Genomic DNA, 16,754 nt, shown 5'->3' on the forward strand with positions numbered 1-16,754 from the left:
CACGAGCGTCACCCGGGTGCGCTACATTCTTGGTCCGGGCGCAGTGTGATAAGGGGGGCGCCCGGATCGGGTGGGGGCCCGGTCCGGTCGACGATGCTCGGACAGTCGCGTGCGCACCCCATGAAACATGCCCCTGGGGGGAAGAGCGTACGGTGGAAAATTGGCGTGAAGATGCCCTGACAGGGCAGACGCATGATCCGAACGAGGTGACGGTCCAGCTCGACGGCGCGGGCCGCCAGTTGAGCGAACTCCTCGCGACCACGTCGGGCCCGGGTGCTCCCGCGCCGGACGACAAGGAAGTCCCCGTCTTCGTCGACGACTCGGGGCGCCGCAGCCGCACCTTCCGCCGCATAGGCGTGGCCGTCGGCCTCGCCTGCGCCGCGTACGCCGTCGTCGTCGTCGCCACCCTGCTCTCGGGCAACTCCAGCGCGCCCTGGCTGCCGATGGAGGCCGAGCACAAGGGGCCCGCCGGGCAGGTCGACAGCGACCCGCTCGTCCCCGCCGACTCCGCGACGCCCACCACGTCCCCCGGCGGCACCCCGTCCCCGAGCGACTCCGGCTCCGCCTCGCCCGGCACCAGCACCGACCCCACGACCGGCACCGCGCCGGCCGGCGCCACCCCCGGCGACACCACGACCGGCACCGGCACCACCCCCGCCGACCGCCCCACCGGCGGCGGCAGGACCACCCCGCCCCCGGTCGACCCGCCGGACCCGACGGACGACCCGCCCCCGACCCAGGGCCCGACCGACGGTCCCACCGACCCCGCCACGACGCCCCCGGCCGAGCCGACCGACGACCCGCCGGCCGAGCCGGCCGGCGGCGGCACCGACACCGTCGCGTCCCGGACCCTCGCCCCGAGCACCGGCGCCGATGCCTCGGCCCCGCCCGTCGCGTCCCCCGAAAGCAGCGTCCTGTAGATGTCGTCCCACCGCTCACGTCCCCGGCGGCACAGCGCTGCCCGCAGACGCCGGCTCCCGCTGCGCTATCTGCTGCCCGTCCTGCTCCTCGTGGCGATGCTCGCGATGCTCATGCTCCGCGGCTACGTGCACAGCGAGATCATGGCCGACCACCGCATCCAGCCCGAGGCGGCCACCGACCACGTCCCCGAGAAGATCCTCGACGGCGGCCCCGTCATCGACACCCGGGGCGGCCAGGAGAGCAGCCGGTCCATCGACGACCACAAGCTCGTCCTCACCTTCGACGACGGCCCCGACCCGGAGTGGACCCCCAAGGTCCTCGACGTCCTGAAGAAGCACGACGCGCACGCCGTCTTCTTCGTCACCGGCACCATGGCCTCCCGCTACCCCGACCTCGTCCAGCGCATGGTCGAGGAGGGCCACGAGGTCGGCCTGCACACCTTCAACCACCCCGACCTCTCCTACCAGTCGAGCAAGCGCATCGACTGGGAGCTGTCGCAGAACCAGCTGGCGCTCGAAGGCGCCGCCGGCGTGCGCACCTCCCTGTTCCGGCCGCCGTACTCCTCCTTCGCCGACGCCATGGACGACAAGTCCTGGCCCGTCACGAAGTACATCGGCTCACGCGGCTACATCACGGTCGTCAACAACACCGACAGCGAGGACTGGCAGCGCCCCGGCGTCGACGAGATCATCCGCCGCGCCACCCCGCACGACGGCAAGGGCGCCATCGTCCTCATGCACGACTCCGGCGGCGACCGCTCGCAGACCGTCGCCGCGCTGGACCGCTTCCTGCCCGACCTCCAGCACCACGGCTACAAGTTCCAGAACCTGACCGAGGCCCTCGGCATCGCCAGCGCCCACACGCCCGTCACCGGTCTCGAACTGGCCAAGGGCAAGGCCTGGATCTACGCCGTGCAGGCCTCGGAGAACATCACGACCGTGCTGGTCGGCGGGCTCGCCGTCATCGGCGTCCTCGTCATGGGCCGCTTCGTCCTGATGCTGCTGCTCTCCGTGATCCACGCCCGCCGCGTCCGCCGCAAGGGCTTCGCCTGGGGCCCGCCGATCACCGAGCCCGTCTCGGTCCTCGTGCCCGCCTACAACGAGGCGAAGTGCATCGAGAACACGGTCCGTTCGCTCATGCTCAGCGAGCACCCCATCGAGGTCATAGTCATCGACGACGGCTCGAGCGACGGCACCGCCCGCATCGTCGAGGACCTGCGGCTGCCCAACGTGCGCGTGGTCCGCCAGCTCAACGCGGGCAAGCCCGCCGCCCTCAACCGCGGTCTGGCCAACGCCCGCTTCGACCTCGTCGTGATGATGGACGGCGACACCGTCTTCGAGCCGTCCACCGTCCGCGAGCTCGTCCAGCCGTTCGGCGACCCGCGCGTCGGCGCCGTCGCCGGCAACGCCAAGGTGGGCAACCGGGACTCCCTCATCGGCGCCTGGCAGCACATCGAGTACGTGATGGGCTTCAACCTCGACCGCCGCATGTACGACATCCTGCGCTGCATGCCGACCATCCCCGGCGCCGTCGGAGCCTTCCGGCGCAGCGCCCTGGAGCCCATCGGCGGCATGAGCGACGACACGCTCGCCGAGGACACCGACGTCACCATGGCGCTGCACCGCGCGGGCTGGCAGGTCGTCTACGCGGAGAACGCGCGCGCGTGGACCGAGGCCCCCGAGTCCGTCCAGCAGCTCTGGTCCCAGCGCTACCGCTGGTCCTACGGCACGATGCAGGCCATCTGGAAGCACCGCCGCGCGCTCGTCGAGTCCGGCCCCTCCGGCCGCTTCGGCCGCGTCGGCCTGCCCCTCGTCTCCCTCTTCATGGTCCTCGCACCGCTGCTCGCGCCCCTCATCGACGTCTTCTTCCTCTACGGCGTCGTGTTCGGGCCCACGCAGAAGACGATCATCGCCTGGCTCGGCGTCCTCGCCCTCCAGGCCGTCTGCGCGGCCTACGCCTTCCGCCTCGACAAGGAACGGATGACCCACCTCATATCCCTCCCGCTCCAGCAGCTCCTGTACCGGCAGCTGATGTACGTCGTGCTGCTCCAGTCCTGGATCACCGCGCTCACCGGCGGCCGGCTGCGCTGGCAGAAGCTGCGCCGCACCGGAGCGGTGGGGGCGGCGCCGGGCGCGCTGCCGCACCAGCGGAACGCGGCGGTGGCCGGAGACGACAGGAGGCCGGTGGCATGACGTATCCCCAGGAACCCCAGTACAGGGAACCCCAGTACCGGGACCCTCAGTACCGGACGCCGCAGTACCAGGACCCTCAGTACCGGGCGCCGCAGTACGCGGAACCCCAGTACGCCCACGTGCCGGAGCAGCCCGCGCAGACGGCGGCCCTTCCGGTCACCGATGTGCCCGAGGCCCCCGAGGCGCCCGAGGCGAAGAAGCCCGCGCCCAAGAAGCCCGGCCGTGACCGCTACCTCGACCTGCTGCGCACCACCGCGCTGGTCCGCGTCGTCGTCTACCACCTGTTCGGCTGGGCCTGGCTGACGGTGCTGTTCCCGTCCATGGGCGTGATGTTCGCGCTCGCCGGATCCCTGATGGCCCGCTCGCTGAGCCGGCCCGCCCTCGGCGTGATCCGCGGCCGCATCCGGCGCCTGCTTCCGCCGATGTGGGCGTTCAGCGTCGCCGTCCTCACGCTGCTCTTCGCGGGCGGCTGGAACCCGGGCAAGGACCCGGACAACGGCGGCACCTGGGGCTGGATCAGCCTCTTCAACTACCTCGTGCCGATCGGCGCCCCCAGCTTCCCCTGGCACCTCGGCGACAAGGCGGGCCTGCTGGAGGACACCTGGCCGGCCCAGGCCGCCGGTCCGCTCTGGTACCTGCGCGCCTACATGTGGTTCGTGATCGCCTCGCCGCTGCTGCTCTGGGCGTTCCGCAAGGTGCCGTGGGCGACGCTGCTCGCCCCGCTCGGCCTCACCGCGATCGTCGGCACCGGCATCGTCACCATCCCCGGCGAGACGGGCAACGCGGTCACCGACTTCGCCGTCTACGGCAGCTGCTGGGTGCTCGGCTTCGCCCACCACGAGGGGCTGCTCGCCAAGGTCCCGCGCTACCTCGCCGTCTCCTGCTCCGCGCTCGTCATGGCCTTCGGCCTGTGGTGGGCCTCCGGGCACCTCGGGCCCGACGGCTGGGACCTCAACGACATCCCGCTGGCCCAGGCCACCTGGTCCTTCGGCTTCGTCGTCATCCTGCTCCAGTACTCGCCGTCCTGGCAGGAGCTGCCCGGCCGGCTGGCCAAGTGGGACAAGGTCGTCACCCTGTCCAACAACCGGGCCGTCACGATCTACCTCTGGCACAACATGCTGATCATGGCGACGGTGCCGATCATCGACCTCGCGTACGACCTGCCGTTCATGGAGAACGAGCGGTGGAGCGGGGCGCTGGACACGACGTACATGATCTGGATGTTCGTCCTGGTGTGGCCGTTGATCGCGCTGGCGGTCGTCGGGGTCGGCTGGATCGAGGACCTCGCGGCGAAGCGGTCTCCTCGTCTTTGGCCGGACGGTTCGAAGCGGAAGGGTGCGCGCGGGGCTCGGCGGGGGTAGCGCCATCTCGTCTGCGGAGTGCCCTTGTCGGGCGGCCGCGGCTCTCGTCGTGGCTGGTCGCGCAGTTCCCCGCGCCCCTGAAATGCAGACGCTTCGCGTCGCATTTCCCCGATGAGGCGCAGCCTCATCAGGGGCGCGGGGAACTGCGCGAGAAGCCCCACCGGCCCGCGGTGGTGCACGAGACCGGAACACTCGGCGCCGGGGACTCACGACCCGGCACCCCGGAGGGTGAGCGCAACGTTCCAGGCCGGTCACCTCATCGCGCACCGCGCGGAAACGCCGGGTTCCTACCTTCAGGACACATCAGCCGGACGTGACCTGGAGGCACAGCATGCGCAGGCGTTGGATCGAGGGGTGGGATCCGGAGGACACGGGGTTCTGGGAGGCGTCGGGCGCCAAGGTCGCCCGGCGCAATCTGGCGTTCTCGATCCTCTCCGAGCACATCGGTTTCTCCGTGTGGACCCTGTGGTCGGTGATGGTGCTGTTCATGGGGCCCGAGTACGGGATCGACCCGGCGGGGAAGTTCTTCCTCGTGTCGACGGCGACGCTCGTCGGCGCGTTCGTCCGCGTCCCGTACACCTTCGCCGTCGCCCTGTTCGGCGGACGGAACTGGACGGTGATCGCGGCGAGCCTGCTGCTCGTGCCGTCCGTCGCCGCGTTCGCGGTGATGGAACCGGGGACCTCGTACGGGACGTTCCTGGTGTGCGCGGCGCTCACGGGGATCGGCGGCGGGAACTTCGCCTCCTCCATGACCAACATCAACTCCTTCTTCCCGATGCGGAAGAAGGGCTGGGCGCTGGGTCTGAACGCGGGCGGCGGCAACATCGGGGTGCCCGTCGTGCAGCTCATCGCGCTCGCGGTGATCGGCGCGGGCGGCGGCCCGCGCGTGCTGCTCGGCGTCTACATCCCGCTGATCGTCGTCTCGGCGGTGTGCGCGGCCCTGTTCATGGACAACCTGGCGACCGTGAAGAACGACACCGGGGCCGCCAAGGAGGCGGTCAGGGACATCCACACGTGGATCATGTCGTTCCTGTACGTCGGGACGTTCGGGTCGTTCATCGGGTACTCGTTCGCCTTCGGGCTCGTGCTGCAGACCCAGTTCGGACGGACCCCGCTGCAGGCCGCCGGGGTCACCTTCATCGGCCCGCTGCTCGGCTCCCTCATCCGGCCCGTCGGCGGCCGGCTCGCCGACCGGTTCGGCGGGGCCCGCATCACGCTGTGGAACTTCGTGGCGATGGCCGCGGCGACCGGCGTGGTGATCGTGGCGTCGGTGCGCGAGTCGCTGGTGCTGTTCACCGCCGCGTTCATCGTGGTGTTCGTGCTCAGCGGACTCGGCAACGGATCCACGTACAAGATGATCCCGGGCATCTTCCGCGCGAAGGCGCTCGGCATGGGGCTCGCGGGCGAGGAGGCCGACGCGTACGGGCGGCGGCTGTCCGGGGCGTCCATGGGGCTCATCGGGGCCGTCGGGGCGCTCGGCGGCCTCGGCATCAACCTCGCCTTCCGCCAGTCCTTCCTCAGCGCCGGCACCGGCACGGGGGCGTTCGTGTCCTTCCTCGTCTTCTACGCCGTCTGCTTCGGTGTGACGTGGGCCGTATACCTTCGGCGCTCGGCCGCCCGTACGGTAGCGGCACCGGCCACCGGTACGAAGCCGCAGCTCAGCTACGCGGAGGTGTGAGGTAACACGGACGCAATGACGCCGATCCTGACCTGACACGGAGCGTTGACAGGCTCGGCACACATGGTGGGAACGGGACGACCGTCGAGCGGGACGAGAAGCAACATGGACGAGGAACAGCAGACGGCCGCCGGTACGGGGCCGGAGCCGCAGCCGGAGCAGGCGCACGGGCCGCTCGCCGGGTTCACCGTGGGCGTCACCGCGGCCCGCCGCGCCGATGAGCTGGGCGCCCTGCTGCGGCGCCGCGGAGCCGCCGTGCTGCACGCGCCCGCCCTGCGGATCGTGCCGCTCTCCGACGACAGCGAACTCCTCGCCGCGACGAAGGAGTTGCTCGCCCACGCGCCGGACGTCGTGGTCGCCACGACCGCGATCGGATTCCGCGGCTGGGTCGAGGCCGCCGACGGCTGGGGCCTGGGCGAGGAGCTCCTCGCCCGGCTGCGCGGGGTCGAGGTGCTGGCCCGCGGGCCCAAGGTGAAGGGGGCGATCCGCGCCGCCGGGCTCACGGAGGAGTGGTCGCCGTCCTCCGAGTCGATGGCCGAGGTCCTCGAACGGCTGCTCGCCGAGGGCGTCGACGGGCGGCGGGTGGCCGTGCAGCTGCACGGGGAACCGCTGCCCGGGTTCGTCGAGGCGCTGCGGGAGGCCGGGGCCGAGGTGGTGGGCGTGCCCGTGTACCGGTGGCTGCCGCCGGAGGACCTCGGGCCCGTGGACCGGCTGCTCGACGCGACCGTCGCCCGGAGTGTGGACGCGCTGACGTTCACGTCCGCGCCGGCGGCCGTGTCCCTGCTGGAACGCGCCGAGGTACGGGGACTGCTCCCCGAGGTGCTGTCGGCGCTGCGGCACGACGTCCTGCCGGCGTGCGTCGGGCCCGTGACGGCGCTGGCGCTGCAGGCGCGCGGGGTCGAGACGGTGCAGCCCGAACGGTTCCGGCTCGGGCCGCTCGTCCAGGTGCTGTGCCGGGAACTTCCCGGGCGGGCCCGGGTGTTGCGGCTCGCCGGGCACCGGGTCGAGATCCGGGGGCACGCGGTGCTCGTCGACGGGGACCTGCGGGCCGTGCCGCCGGCCGGTATGGCCCTGCTCGGGGCGCTGGCGCGGCAGCCGGGGTGGGTCGTGTCCCGGGCCGAGTTGCTCTCCGCGCTGCCGGGGGCGGGGCGGGACGAGCACGCCGTCGAGACGGCGATGGCTCGTCTCCGGGCGGCCCTGGGTACGCCCAAGTTGATCCAGACCGTGGTCAAGCGGGGGTATCGGCTGGCCGTCGACGCGGGGTGACTCCGTCGGTTTCGTCGCCGGGTGCGGGTCCGGTGGGGCTTCTCGCGCAGTTCCCCGCGCCCCTGAAATGCATGCCCTTCGGGCGCATTTCCCCGATCAAGGTGCGGGGCGCCTGGTGTCGGGGGAAGGCGCGGCGAAGCCGCATGCCTTCCAGGGGCGCGGGGAACTGTGCGACCAGCCCCCACAGGCCCGCGGTCAACGGGGGAACCGGAACCCGGCACGGACCAGGCAGCCCAGCGCCCCCGTGCAGAGCACCGCCCGCACCACGTTCCAGGTCACCCAGGGGCCCTCGAAGTCCCCCCGGACCCTGGCGGGGTCCGGGATGCGGGAGGGCGGGCCCGCCGCGGCGAGCGCGTCGTTGAGGGGCACGTTCAGCGCCGAGGTCAGCACGAACGCCAGCCCGTACAGGACCAGCCCCGCCCACGCCCAGCCCCGTACCCCGGCGGCGGCCCGGAGCCGCCAGCCCGCGACCCCCGTCAGGGCGAGCGCCCCGAGGAAGCCCAGGAAGAACATCGGGTTCTGGATCACCGCGTTGATGTTCTGCATGACCTCGATGAACGTACGGTCGCCGCTGCGCGCCAGCGCCGGCATCACGGCGCAGCCGAACACGTAGAACGACCCGGCGACCAGCCCCGTGGCGACGGTCGCCGCCCCCAGCACCCACCCGTCGAGTCGCCCTGCGCGCCTGACGGAACCCGTTGTCTGTGTCATGCCTCCAGTCAAGGCGGGCCGGGCGGCGCCGGACATCGCCGAGCCGCGCGGGCGCATACGCGAGCGTCCACGCGGCCGCGTACCGTACGCGCATGGCGTCCATAGCGATCACCCCCGACATCACCCTGCGCCGTGCCGTCCTCTCCGACGCGCAGGCGCTCGCCGACGCGCAGATCCGCAACAAGGCGCACCTCGCGGCGACCGAGCCGTACCGGGACGCCGGGTACTACACGGCCGCGGCCCAGGCGGAGCGGATCACGCAGCCGCAGAGCGCGACCTGGGTGCTGGTCGACGGGGAGCGGATCGTGGGCCGGGTCATGCTGACCGGGATCGTGCTCGGGCCGCTGTGCAGCGCCAGCCTGGGGTACTGGGTGGACGGGGAGTACCGGGGGCGCGGGCTGATCCCCGCCGCCGTCGAGGAGGTGGCGCGGGCCGCCCGCGACGAGCTGGGCCTGCACCGCCTGGAGGCCGGCACGCTCACCGACAACGAGGCCTCGCAGCGGGTCCTCGCCAAGTGCGGGTTCGTCCGCTACGGGCTCGCGCCGCGGTACCTGCACATCGCGGGCGCGTGGCGCGACCACGTGCTGTTCCAGCGGATCCTGCACGACGATCCGCCCGCCCACATTCCCAAGTAGGCCCGGGGCGGGCACTGTAGAGGGCATGGCCGCTGTACCCCCAGGGTCCCGCCCGTCCATTCCCGTCCCTCACCACGAGCTGCGGTTCGACGCCGGACGTCTCTGCCTGGATCTCGTCGCCACCGCGCATCCCGACGAACGCCTGACCTCGCCCGACCGGCTGCGCGCCTGGCTGGCCGGTGCGGGCCTGGTCCCCGAAGGCGCCGCACTGCCCTCCTGCGTCCCGGCCTGGCTGCCCGCGTTCCGCGAACTGCGCGGCCACGTCGGCCGCCTGGTGCGCGGAGAGCTCGCGGGCCGGCCCACGCCCGGCTCCCTGGAACGGATCAACCTGCTGGCCCGCGCCGCCCCGCCCGCCCCCTGCGCGGTGCGCTCCGGCGACGGCAGCCTGGTCCGCTCGCTCCAGACCGAACCCGGCTGCGCCGCGCTCCTCGCCGCCGTCGCCCGGGACGCCGTCGACCTGCTCACCGATCCGGCCGCCCGCGGCGCCCTGCGCCAGTGCGCGGGCGACAACTGCCCGCTGATCTACCTCGACACCTCCCGCGGCCGGCGCCGCCGCTGGTGCTCCAGCGAGGTGTGCGGCAACCGCGAGCGGGTGGCCCGGCACCGGCGCAGAGCGGCGGCCCTGTCCCGGGCCTGAGCGCCCGTTGAACATCTGGGGCCCCGGCCGCGTATCTCTCTGGTGACGTCGAAGCGGTGACACCGGAGGTGGGCGTGCGCAAGGATTCCGCCGTGGCCGATGAACGCCCTGCGCGGGCCCGACATCGTGCGTCCCAGCCGCCCTCGCTCGACGAGGAGCTGATGCGCGCGCTGTACGCCGAGCACGCGCGCCCGCTGCTCGCGTACGTGCTCCGGCTGGTCGCGGGGGACCGGCAGCGCGCCGAGGACGTCGTGCAGGAGACGCTCATCCGCGCCTGGAAGAACGCCGGTCAGCTCAATCGTGCGACCGGTTCGGTCCGCCCCTGGCTGGTGACGGTCGCCCGGCGCATCGTCATCGACAACCACCGCAGCCGGCAGGCCCGGCCGCAGGAGGTCGACGCGTCGCCGCTGGAGGTCATCCCCGCGGAGGACGAGATCGACAAGGCACTGTGGCTGATGACGCTGTCCGACGCCCTGGAGGACCTCACCCCCGCCCACCGCGAAGTGCTCGTCGAGACGTACTTCAAGGGGCGTACGGTCAACGAGGCGGCCGAGACGCTCGGCATACCCAGCGGCACGGTGCGCTCCCGCGTCTTCTACGCGCTGCGCTCGATGAAGCTGGCGCTGCAGGAACGGGGGGTGACGGCATGACATCGGCGTACGGACCCTACGGCCACGACCCGGCCGGCGATGTGCACGAGACGGTCGGCGCCTACGCACTCGGCGTGCTCGACGACGCGGAGGCGACCGCGTTCGAGGCGCACCTGGCGACCTGCGAGCGGTGCGCGCAGCAACTGGAGGAGTTCGCGGGCATGGAGCCGATGCTCGCCGCGCTCGCCGACCTGCCCGCCGGAGGCGGCACCCCGGACATCGGCGAGGCCCTCGCCGCGCGCCCCGGGCCCCGGCTCGCGGAGTCCCTGGTGGAGGAGGTGGCCCGCCGTCGCGCGGGTCGGCGCCGCCGGGGCCTGTACCTGGTCGCGGCCGCCGCGGCCCTGGTCATCGGCGGCCCGCTCACCGTCATGGCGGTCACCGGCGACGACTCCGGACGCCCGCCCGCCGTCGCGGAACCGCACCCGACGAGCCCCGCCGAGGACGCCTTCTTCCACCACATGGACGAGAAGATCGAGGCCACCGACGCGGGCACGGACGTCACCGCCACCATCGGCATGGAGAAGAAGGCCTGGGGCACCCACACCGTCCTGGAGCTCAAGAACGTCAAGGGCCCGCTGAAGTGCTCGCTCATCGCCGTCGGCAAGAACGGCGAGCGCGAGACCGTCACCACCTGGGCCGTGCCGAAGTGGGGCTACGGCATCCCCGGCAGCGCCCACGACAGCGCCAGGTACCCGTTGTACGTGCACGGCGGCGCCGCGTTCGACCGCGACCAGATCGACCACTTCGAGGTAGAGACGCTCGACGGGAAACGGCTCGTGGAGGTGGACGCCTGAGCCGGTGACGTCCGAGGCGGCGCGCACGTAGCCGCACGGGTCCCCTTTCGCGTACCTTTGACGGCTGCCCAGCACGTCAGAAGGGGGGCCCGGTGGCCGCTCAGGCTCCACACGATTCAGCGGTGGACGCGTCCCGCGCGTCGCACGGCACGAGTGCCGACTCGGTCCGTGACCGCGAGATCGGCGTCGAACAGGAACACCTCGACGCGGTGTACCGACGCCTCGAGGAGAAGATCCACGAGGCGGAGTTCCTGATGGACGACGCCGCCAAGCGCGGGCAGGTCGGCACGCCCGGCGCCCTCGCCGAGCGCGACGCCCAGGTCTTCCGCGCGGGCATCCACCTCAACCGGCTCAACAACGAGTTCGAGGACTTCCTCTTCGGCCGCATCGACCTGCTGCTCGGCAAGGACGGCAAGAAGGGCCCCGACGGCGCCTACACCGCCGTCGAGCCCGCCGAGGGCGCCGTCCGCGAGGACAACACGGCGGACATCGCCGAGACCCTGCACATCGGCCGCATCGGCGTGCTCGACGCCGACTACTCGCCGCTCGTCATCGACTGGCGCGCCCCGGCCGCCGCCCCGTTCTACCGGTCCACGCCGGTCGACCCGGGCCGTGTCGTGCGCCGCCGCGTCATCCGCTCCAAGGGCCGCAAGGTCCTCGGCGTCGAGGACGACCTGATGCGCCCCGAGCTGACCGCCTTCCTGGACGGCCGGCCGCTGCCCGCGATCGGCGACGGCGCGCTCATGGCCGCGCTCGGCCAGGCCCGCAGCCACACGATGCGCGACATCGTCGCCTCCATCCAGGCCGAGCAGGACCTGGTCATCCGTGCCCCCGCCGCGTCCGTGACGTACGTGGAGGGCGGGCCCGGCACCGGCAAGACGGCCGTCGCCCTGCACCGCGCCGCGTACCTGCTCTATCAGGACCGACGGCGCTACGCGGGCGGCATCCTGATCGTCTCGCCGACCCCGCTGCTCGTCGCCTACACGGAGGGCGTGCTGCCCTCGCTCGGCGAGGAGGGGCAGGTCGCGATCCGCGCGGTCGGCTCCCTCGTCGACGGCGCGGAGGCCACGGAGTACGACAGCCCGGCCGTCGCCCGCGTCAAGGGCTCCTCACGCATGCTCAAGGTGCTCCGCAAGGCGGCCCGGGGCGCGCTGGAGTCCGGCGGGTCCGGGGCTCAGGGCGGCCGTCCGGGCGGTTCCGGTGAGGGGCAACTGGCCTTCGGGGACGACGAGACCCCGGTGGTCCCGGGCACCCCGGAGCGGCTCCGGGTCGTCGCGTTCGGCCGCCGCCTCGAACTGGAGGCGGGGCAGCTGAACCGCATCCGCCACACCGCCCTCAGCGGCACCGCCCCGGTCAACCACCTGCGCCCGCGCGCCCGGCGGCTGCTCCTGGACGCGCTGTGGGACCAGTCCGGCGCGGCCGGCCGGCACAGCGACCCGGAGCTCGCCGCCGAGCTGCGCTCCTCCTTCGACGAGGACATCACGAGCGAGGACGCGTTCATCGCCTTCCTCGACGCGTGGTGGCCCGAGCTGACCCCGCGCGGGGTCCTCACGGCCATGTCCGACGAGAGGCGCCTTGCCCGCTGGGCCCGGCGGATCCTGAACCCGGGAGAGGTCCGCAGACTGGCGCGCTCGCTGCGCCGCGACGCGCTGTCGGTCCACGACGTGGCGCTCCTCGACGAGCTGACCGCGATCCTGGGCACCCCGGCGCGCCCGAAGAAGAAGCGTGAGTACGACCCGCTCGACCAGCTCACCGGCCTCGAGGAGCTGATGCCGCAGCGCGAGGAGTCGCAGCGCGAGCGCGCCGAGCGCCTCGCTCAGGAGCGCACCGAGTACGCCCACGTCATCGTCGACGAGGCCCAGGACCTCACGCCGATGCAGTGGCGGATGGTGGGCCGGCGCGGCCGGCACGCCACCTGGACCGTCGTCGGCGACCCGGCCCAGTCGTCCTGGTCCGACCCGGACGAGGCCGCGGAGGCCCGCGACGAGGCGCTCGGCACCCGCCCGCGCCGCCGCTTCACGCTCACGGTCAACTACCGCAACCCGTCCGAGATCGCGGAGCTGGCGGCCAAGGTGCTGGCCCTCGCGATGCCGGGCTCCAAGTCCCCGTCGGCGGTCCGCTCGACGGGGGTGGAGCCGCGCTTCGCGGTGGTACGGGACCGGCTGGGGGAGACCGTCCGCGAGGAGGCGGCGCGGCTCCTCGAGCGGGTCGACGGCACGGTCGGCGTGGTCGTGGCGATGAACCGGCGGGCGGAGGCGGCGCGCTGGCTGTCGGGGCTCGGCGAGCGGGTCGTCGCGCTCGGCTCGCTGGAGGCCAAGGGCCTGGAGTACGACGCGACGGTCGTGGTGTCCCCGGCGGAGATCGCCGACGAGTCGCCGGCCGGTCTGCGGGTGCTCTACGTGGCGCTGACCCGGGCCACGCAGCAGCTCACCGTGGTGTCCGGAGAGCGTGACGAACCGGACGCGAACGGGGTGCCCGACCTGCTGCGGGACTGACCCTTGTGTCATCGAGAACCGGTGTTACCGTTGATGACGGCACCGGCTCGATCCAAGCCCCCGGGCCCAACCTTCGTCCCTCAGAGGGACCACTTGCCGCGAGGCGAGCATGGCGGGTCGGTGTCGTAGGCGTCCGAAGAGGCCCACATCACAAGAGTGATGTGGGCCTCTTCCTGTTTTTCCCCGGCCTCTTCCGGTCCTGGCCAACTTCTCGTATGGTGGAAACTGTTTTCCGAAAGAAGGATGAACACAAGGTTCAGAATCCGATGCGGCTACCACGTACTCGCCGGTAGGTGCGACCATCGGACGGCAACAGCTACACGGTGAAAGCAGAGGAAGTCGGCCATGGCTACGGCGCCCAGCGTCTCCTACTCGATGACGGTCCGACTGGAGGTGCCCGCGAGCGGAACCGCCGTCTCGCAGCTCACCACGGCCGTGGAGTCCTCCGGAGGCTCGGTGACCGGCCTCGACGTCACCGCCTCCGGCCACGAGAAGCTCCGGATCGACGTCACGATCGCGGCGACCTCGACCGCCCACGCGGACGAGATCGTCGAGGAACTGCGCGGCATCGAGGGCGTCACGCTCGGCAAGGTGTCCGACCGTACGTTCCTCATGCACCTCGGCGGCAAGATCGAGATGCAGTCCAAACACCCCATCCGCAACCGTGACGACCTGTCCATGGTCTACACGCCCGGTGTCGCCCGCGTCTGCATGGCGATCGCGGAGAACCCCGAGGACGCCCGCCGCCTGACCATCAAGCGGAACACGGTTGCGGTCGTGACGGACGGCTCCGCCGTCCTCGGCCTCGGCAACATCGGCCCGATGGCCGCCATGCCCGTCATGGAGGGCAAGGCGGCCCTCTTCAAGCGCTTCGCCGACATCGATGCCTGGCCGATCTGCCTGGACACCCAGGACACCGACGCCATCGTCGAGATCGTCAAGGCGATCGCCCCCGGCTTCGCGGGCATCAACCTCGAGGACATCTCCGCGCCGCGCTGCTTCGAGATCGAGGCCCGCCTGCGCGAGGCCCTCGACATCCCCGTCTTCCACGACGACCAGCACGGCACCGCCATCGTCGTCCTCGCCGCGCTCACGAACGCCCTGCGGGTCGCGGGCAAGGCCATCGGCGACATCCGCGTCGTGATGTCCGGCGCCGGCGCGGCCGGCACCGCCATCCTCAAGCTCCTGCTGGCCGCCGGTGTGAAAAACGCGGTCGTGGCCGACATCCACGGCGTCGTGCACGCCGACCGCGCCGACCTGGTGGACGCCGCGAGCGACTCGCCGCTGCGCTGGATCGCCGACAACACCAACCCCGAGGGCCTCACGGGCACCCTCAAGGAGGCCGTGGTCGGCGCCGACGTCTTCATCGGCGTCTCCGCCCCCAACGTGCTCAACGGGGACGACGTCGCCGCCATGGCCGAGGGCGCCATCGTGTTCGCACTCGCGAACCCGGACCCGGAGGTCGACCCGGCGGTCGCCCGTCAGACGGCGGCGGTCGTGGCCACGGGCCGCTCCGACTTCCCGAACCAGATCAACAACGTGCTGGTCTTCCCGGGCGTCTTCCGCGGCCTGCTCGACGCCCAGTCGCGCACGGTCAACACGGAGATGATGCTCGCCGCCGCCGCGGCCCTGGCCGACGTGGTCAGCGAGGACGAGCTCAACCCGAACTACATCATCCCCAGCGTCTTCAACGACAAGGTCGCGGGCGCGGTCGCCGGGGCGGTCCGCACAGCCGCCAAGGCCGTGTCGGCGGCCCCGGTCGGCGACAGCGGGCGCTGACCTGTCATCGCAGATGTGCGTGCCCAGCCCCGCGCTTCCCGGCAGGGGCCGCCGACACGGCCTTGATGCGGCGGGCAGCGCTGTGACGGGGGCCACGGGGGCCTGAATTCCGGCGCGTCGCGGAAGACGCGCCCCTTGGGGCCTCTAGGGTGTCCGGGGAGCAGGCCCCGGACACTGTCCGTGTGACCCCCACGGGTGCCGGATTGGCTTTACCGCCGCTGGTGGGGGCAGGATGCTTCCCCAAGGACTTCGTCCAGGGGGCGCCCCCACAGGCGCGAGGGTCCGGACTTAAACGGACCCCGGGTCCTGGGCCTGACCGAGACCCTGGCAGCATCGGCTTCGCTGTTGCCCCACACGCGGCCCGACCGCGTGGCACGCCTCAACGGCAAGAAGAACACGGGAGTACAAAAATGAACCGCAGTGAGCTGGTGGCCGCGCTGGCCGACCGCGCCGAGGTGACCCGCAAGGACGCCGACGCCGTGCTGGCCGCGTTCGCCGAGACCGTCGGCGAGATCGTTGCCAAGGGCGACGAGAAGGTCACCATCCCCGGCTTCCTGACCTTCGAGCGCACCCACCGTGCCGCTCGCACCGCTCGTAACCCGCAGACCGGCGAGCCGATCAACATCCCGGCCGGTTACAGCGTCAAGGTCTCCGCGGGCTCGAAGCTCAAGGAAGCCGCCAAGGGCAAGTAAGGCCTCCGGCAAGCAGCGAGGGCGGTACCCGGAACTCTCCGGGTACCGCCCTCGCGGCGTTCCTGCCCCGCCTTCTCGTCTGCGGGGCACTTCGTCGTGGGCGGCTTTCCCGCCGTCGTGGCTGGTCGCGCAGTTCCCCGCGCCCCTGGAAGGCATGCGGCTTCGCCGCGCCCTCCCCCGATCGCAGGCGCCCGGCACCTTGATCGGGGAGATGCCGCCCGAAGGGTGTGCATCTCAGGGGCGCGGGGAACTGCGCGAGAAGCCCCACCGGCCTAGAGGGGACGCGTCAGCGTGACGGTCTCCAGGGTGGCGGTCACCGTGAGGCGCGGGTCCGACGGGATGCCCGGCACGGACGGGACCGCGAGCACCCGGCACCCCGCGGCCAGCGCCGCCGCGACCCCCGTAGGAGTGTCCTCGACGGCGAGACAGTCGGCCGGGTCCGCCCGGAGGGCACGCGCGGCGGCGAGATAGGGCTCAGGATGCGGCTTGCCGCGCTCCGTGTCGCCGTTGGTCACGAGCACCGAGAAGCGCTCGGCGCCGAGCACCGCGACCACCAGCTCGGCCACATGCCGCTCAGAGGCCGTCACGAGGGCCACAGGGACCCCGAGCGCCCGCGCCGCGTCGAGGAGCCGCACAGCACCCGGCTGCACCCGTACACCGGCCGCCACGGCCGCGCCGAACTCCCGATCCAGCCACGCCGCCGTCTCCTCGTACGGCCACGGCGCGAGCCCCTCCGCGACGAGCCGGCGCGCCGCGTCCTGGATCGTGGCCCCGGCGTACGAGTCGAGCCCCGCCGGGACGGTCCGCCCGTCCAGGAGCTGCTCCACGACCGCGAGCCACTCGCGCTCCGTGTCGACGAGCGTGCCGTCCATGTCGGTGAGCAGGGCGGCGGGCCGGGGCAGCTCGATCATCGGGGTCCTCTCGCGGGTACGTCGAAGGGGGC

General features: G+C 72.3%; 14 protein-coding genes. 12 read left to right on the plus strand and 2 right to left on the minus strand.

From position 1 onward, the window contains the following. Positions 1–206: 206 nt before the first annotated feature. The 5 genes from IAG42_RS21595 (at position 207) to IAG42_RS21615 (ending at position 7,418) form a co-directional block, all read left to right on the plus strand. Complete coding sequence (locus tag IAG42_RS21595; protein ID WP_188338607.1) at positions 207–920, plus strand: hypothetical protein; 714 nt, start codon at positions 207–209, stop codon at positions 918–920. Next, entirely contained in the window at positions 921–3,113 is a 2,193-nt protein-coding gene (locus IAG42_RS21600) for a polysaccharide deacetylase family protein (protein ID WP_188338608.1), read from the plus strand. Continuing rightward, entirely contained in the window at positions 3,110–4,474 is a 1,365-nt protein-coding gene (locus IAG42_RS21605; protein ID WP_223206107.1) for an acyltransferase family protein, read from the plus strand. The genes IAG42_RS21600 and IAG42_RS21605 overlap by 4 nt, the downstream gene beginning before the upstream one ends. 331 nt (positions 4,475–4,805) lie before the next feature. Then, positions 4,806–6,152 carry a nitrate/nitrite transporter gene (locus IAG42_RS21610; RefSeq protein WP_188338609.1) on the plus strand — a complete coding sequence of 449 codons (1,347 nt, stop codon included), beginning with the start codon at positions 4,806–4,808 and terminating at the stop codon, positions 6,150–6,152. A gap of 105 nt (positions 6,153–6,257) precedes the next feature. Further along, entirely contained in the window at positions 6,258–7,418 is a 1,161-nt protein-coding gene (locus IAG42_RS21615) for a uroporphyrinogen-III synthase (protein ID WP_188338610.1), read from the plus strand. A 195-nt stretch (positions 7,419–7,613) separates the two neighbouring features. Here IAG42_RS21615 and IAG42_RS21620 read toward each other — a convergent pair whose 3' ends face one another. After that, positions 7,614–8,129: an anthrone oxygenase family protein gene (locus IAG42_RS21620; RefSeq protein WP_223206108.1), complete on the minus strand. Its 516-nt coding sequence runs from the start codon at positions 8,127–8,129 to the stop codon at positions 7,614–7,616. 92 nt (positions 8,130–8,221) lie between these two features. On the opposite strand from IAG42_RS21620, the gene IAG42_RS21625 reads away from it, so the two are divergent. The 7 genes from IAG42_RS21625 (at position 8,222) to IAG42_RS21655 (ending at position 15,811) form a co-directional block, all read left to right on the plus strand. Then, positions 8,222–8,764, plus strand: a complete 543-nt coding sequence (locus tag IAG42_RS21625) for a GNAT family N-acetyltransferase (RefSeq protein WP_188338612.1) — start codon at positions 8,222–8,224, stop codon at positions 8,762–8,764. Positions 8,765–8,789: 25 nt separating this feature from the next. Then, entirely contained in the window at positions 8,790–9,401 is a 612-nt protein-coding gene (locus tag IAG42_RS21630; RefSeq protein ID WP_188338613.1) for a CGNR zinc finger domain-containing protein, read from the plus strand. A 68-nt stretch (positions 9,402–9,469) separates the two neighbouring features. After that, the gene (locus IAG42_RS21635; protein ID WP_188341530.1) at positions 9,470–10,051 is read left to right on the plus strand and encodes a sigma-70 family RNA polymerase sigma factor; all 582 of its coding nucleotides are present in this window, start codon (positions 9,470–9,472) and stop codon (positions 10,049–10,051) included. Next, a complete protein-coding gene (locus IAG42_RS21640; RefSeq protein ID WP_188338614.1) occupies positions 10,048–10,845 on the plus strand; it encodes a zf-HC2 domain-containing protein in 798 nt (265 codons plus the stop codon). The genes IAG42_RS21635 and IAG42_RS21640 overlap by 4 nt, the downstream gene beginning before the upstream one ends. A 122-nt stretch (positions 10,846–10,967) precedes the next feature. Beyond that, the gene (locus IAG42_RS21645; protein ID WP_188338615.1) at positions 10,968–13,340 is read left to right on the plus strand and encodes a HelD family protein; all 2,373 of its coding nucleotides are present in this window, start codon (positions 10,968–10,970) and stop codon (positions 13,338–13,340) included. A 345-nt stretch (positions 13,341–13,685) separates the two neighbouring features. Continuing rightward, positions 13,686–15,119, plus strand: a complete 1,434-nt coding sequence (locus IAG42_RS21650; RefSeq protein ID WP_188338616.1) for an NAD-dependent malic enzyme — start codon at positions 13,686–13,688, stop codon at positions 15,117–15,119. 410 nt (positions 15,120–15,529) lie between these two features. Continuing rightward, positions 15,530–15,811 carry an HU family DNA-binding protein gene (locus IAG42_RS21655; RefSeq protein ID WP_016645140.1) on the plus strand — a complete coding sequence of 94 codons (282 nt, stop codon included), beginning with the start codon at positions 15,530–15,532 and terminating at the stop codon, positions 15,809–15,811. Positions 15,812–16,083: 272 nt separating this feature from the next. On the opposite strand, the gene IAG42_RS21660 is transcribed toward IAG42_RS21655, so the two are convergent. Continuing rightward, positions 16,084–16,722 carry an HAD family hydrolase gene (locus IAG42_RS21660; protein ID WP_188338617.1) on the minus strand — a complete coding sequence of 213 codons (639 nt, stop codon included), beginning with the start codon at positions 16,720–16,722 and terminating at the stop codon, positions 16,084–16,086. Between the last annotated feature and the right edge of the window lie 32 nt (positions 16,723–16,754).

This window comes from Streptomyces xanthii (assembly GCF_014621695.1).
In the GTDB taxonomy this organism is placed as follows: domain Bacteria; phylum Actinomycetota; class Actinomycetes; order Streptomycetales; family Streptomycetaceae; genus Streptomyces; species Streptomyces xanthii.

Bases quoted from the DNA above. Each gene is read 5' to 3' on its own strand.
- IAG42_RS21620 (WP_223206108.1), bottom strand. From the start codon at position 8,129: ATGACACAGACAACGGGTTCCGTCAGGCGCGCAGGGCGACTCGACGGG.
- IAG42_RS21625 (WP_188338612.1), top strand. From the start codon at position 8,222: ATGGCGTCCATAGCGATCACCCCCGACATCACCCTGCGCCGTGCCGTC.
- IAG42_RS21610 (WP_188338609.1), top strand. From the start codon at position 4,806: ATGCGCAGGCGTTGGATCGAGGGGTGGGATCCGGAGGACACGGGGTTC.
- IAG42_RS21605 (WP_223206107.1), top strand. From the start codon at position 3,110: ATGACGTATCCCCAGGAACCCCAGTACAGGGAACCCCAGTACCGGGAC.
- IAG42_RS21615 (WP_188338610.1), top strand. From the start codon at position 6,258: ATGGACGAGGAACAGCAGACGGCCGCCGGTACGGGGCCGGAGCCGCAG.
- IAG42_RS21600 (WP_188338608.1), top strand. From the start codon at position 921: ATGTCGTCCCACCGCTCACGTCCCCGGCGGCACAGCGCTGCCCGCAGA.
- IAG42_RS21630 (WP_188338613.1), top strand. From the start codon at position 8,790: ATGGCCGCTGTACCCCCAGGGTCCCGCCCGTCCATTCCCGTCCCTCAC.
- IAG42_RS21655 (WP_016645140.1), top strand. From the start codon at position 15,530: ATGAACCGCAGTGAGCTGGTGGCCGCGCTGGCCGACCGCGCCGAGGTG.
- IAG42_RS21640 (WP_188338614.1), top strand. From the start codon at position 10,048: ATGACATCGGCGTACGGACCCTACGGCCACGACCCGGCCGGCGATGTG.
- IAG42_RS21660 (WP_188338617.1), bottom strand. From the start codon at position 16,722: ATGATCGAGCTGCCCCGGCCCGCCGCCCTGCTCACCGACATGGACGGC.
- IAG42_RS21650 (WP_188338616.1), top strand. From the start codon at position 13,686: ATGGCTACGGCGCCCAGCGTCTCCTACTCGATGACGGTCCGACTGGAG.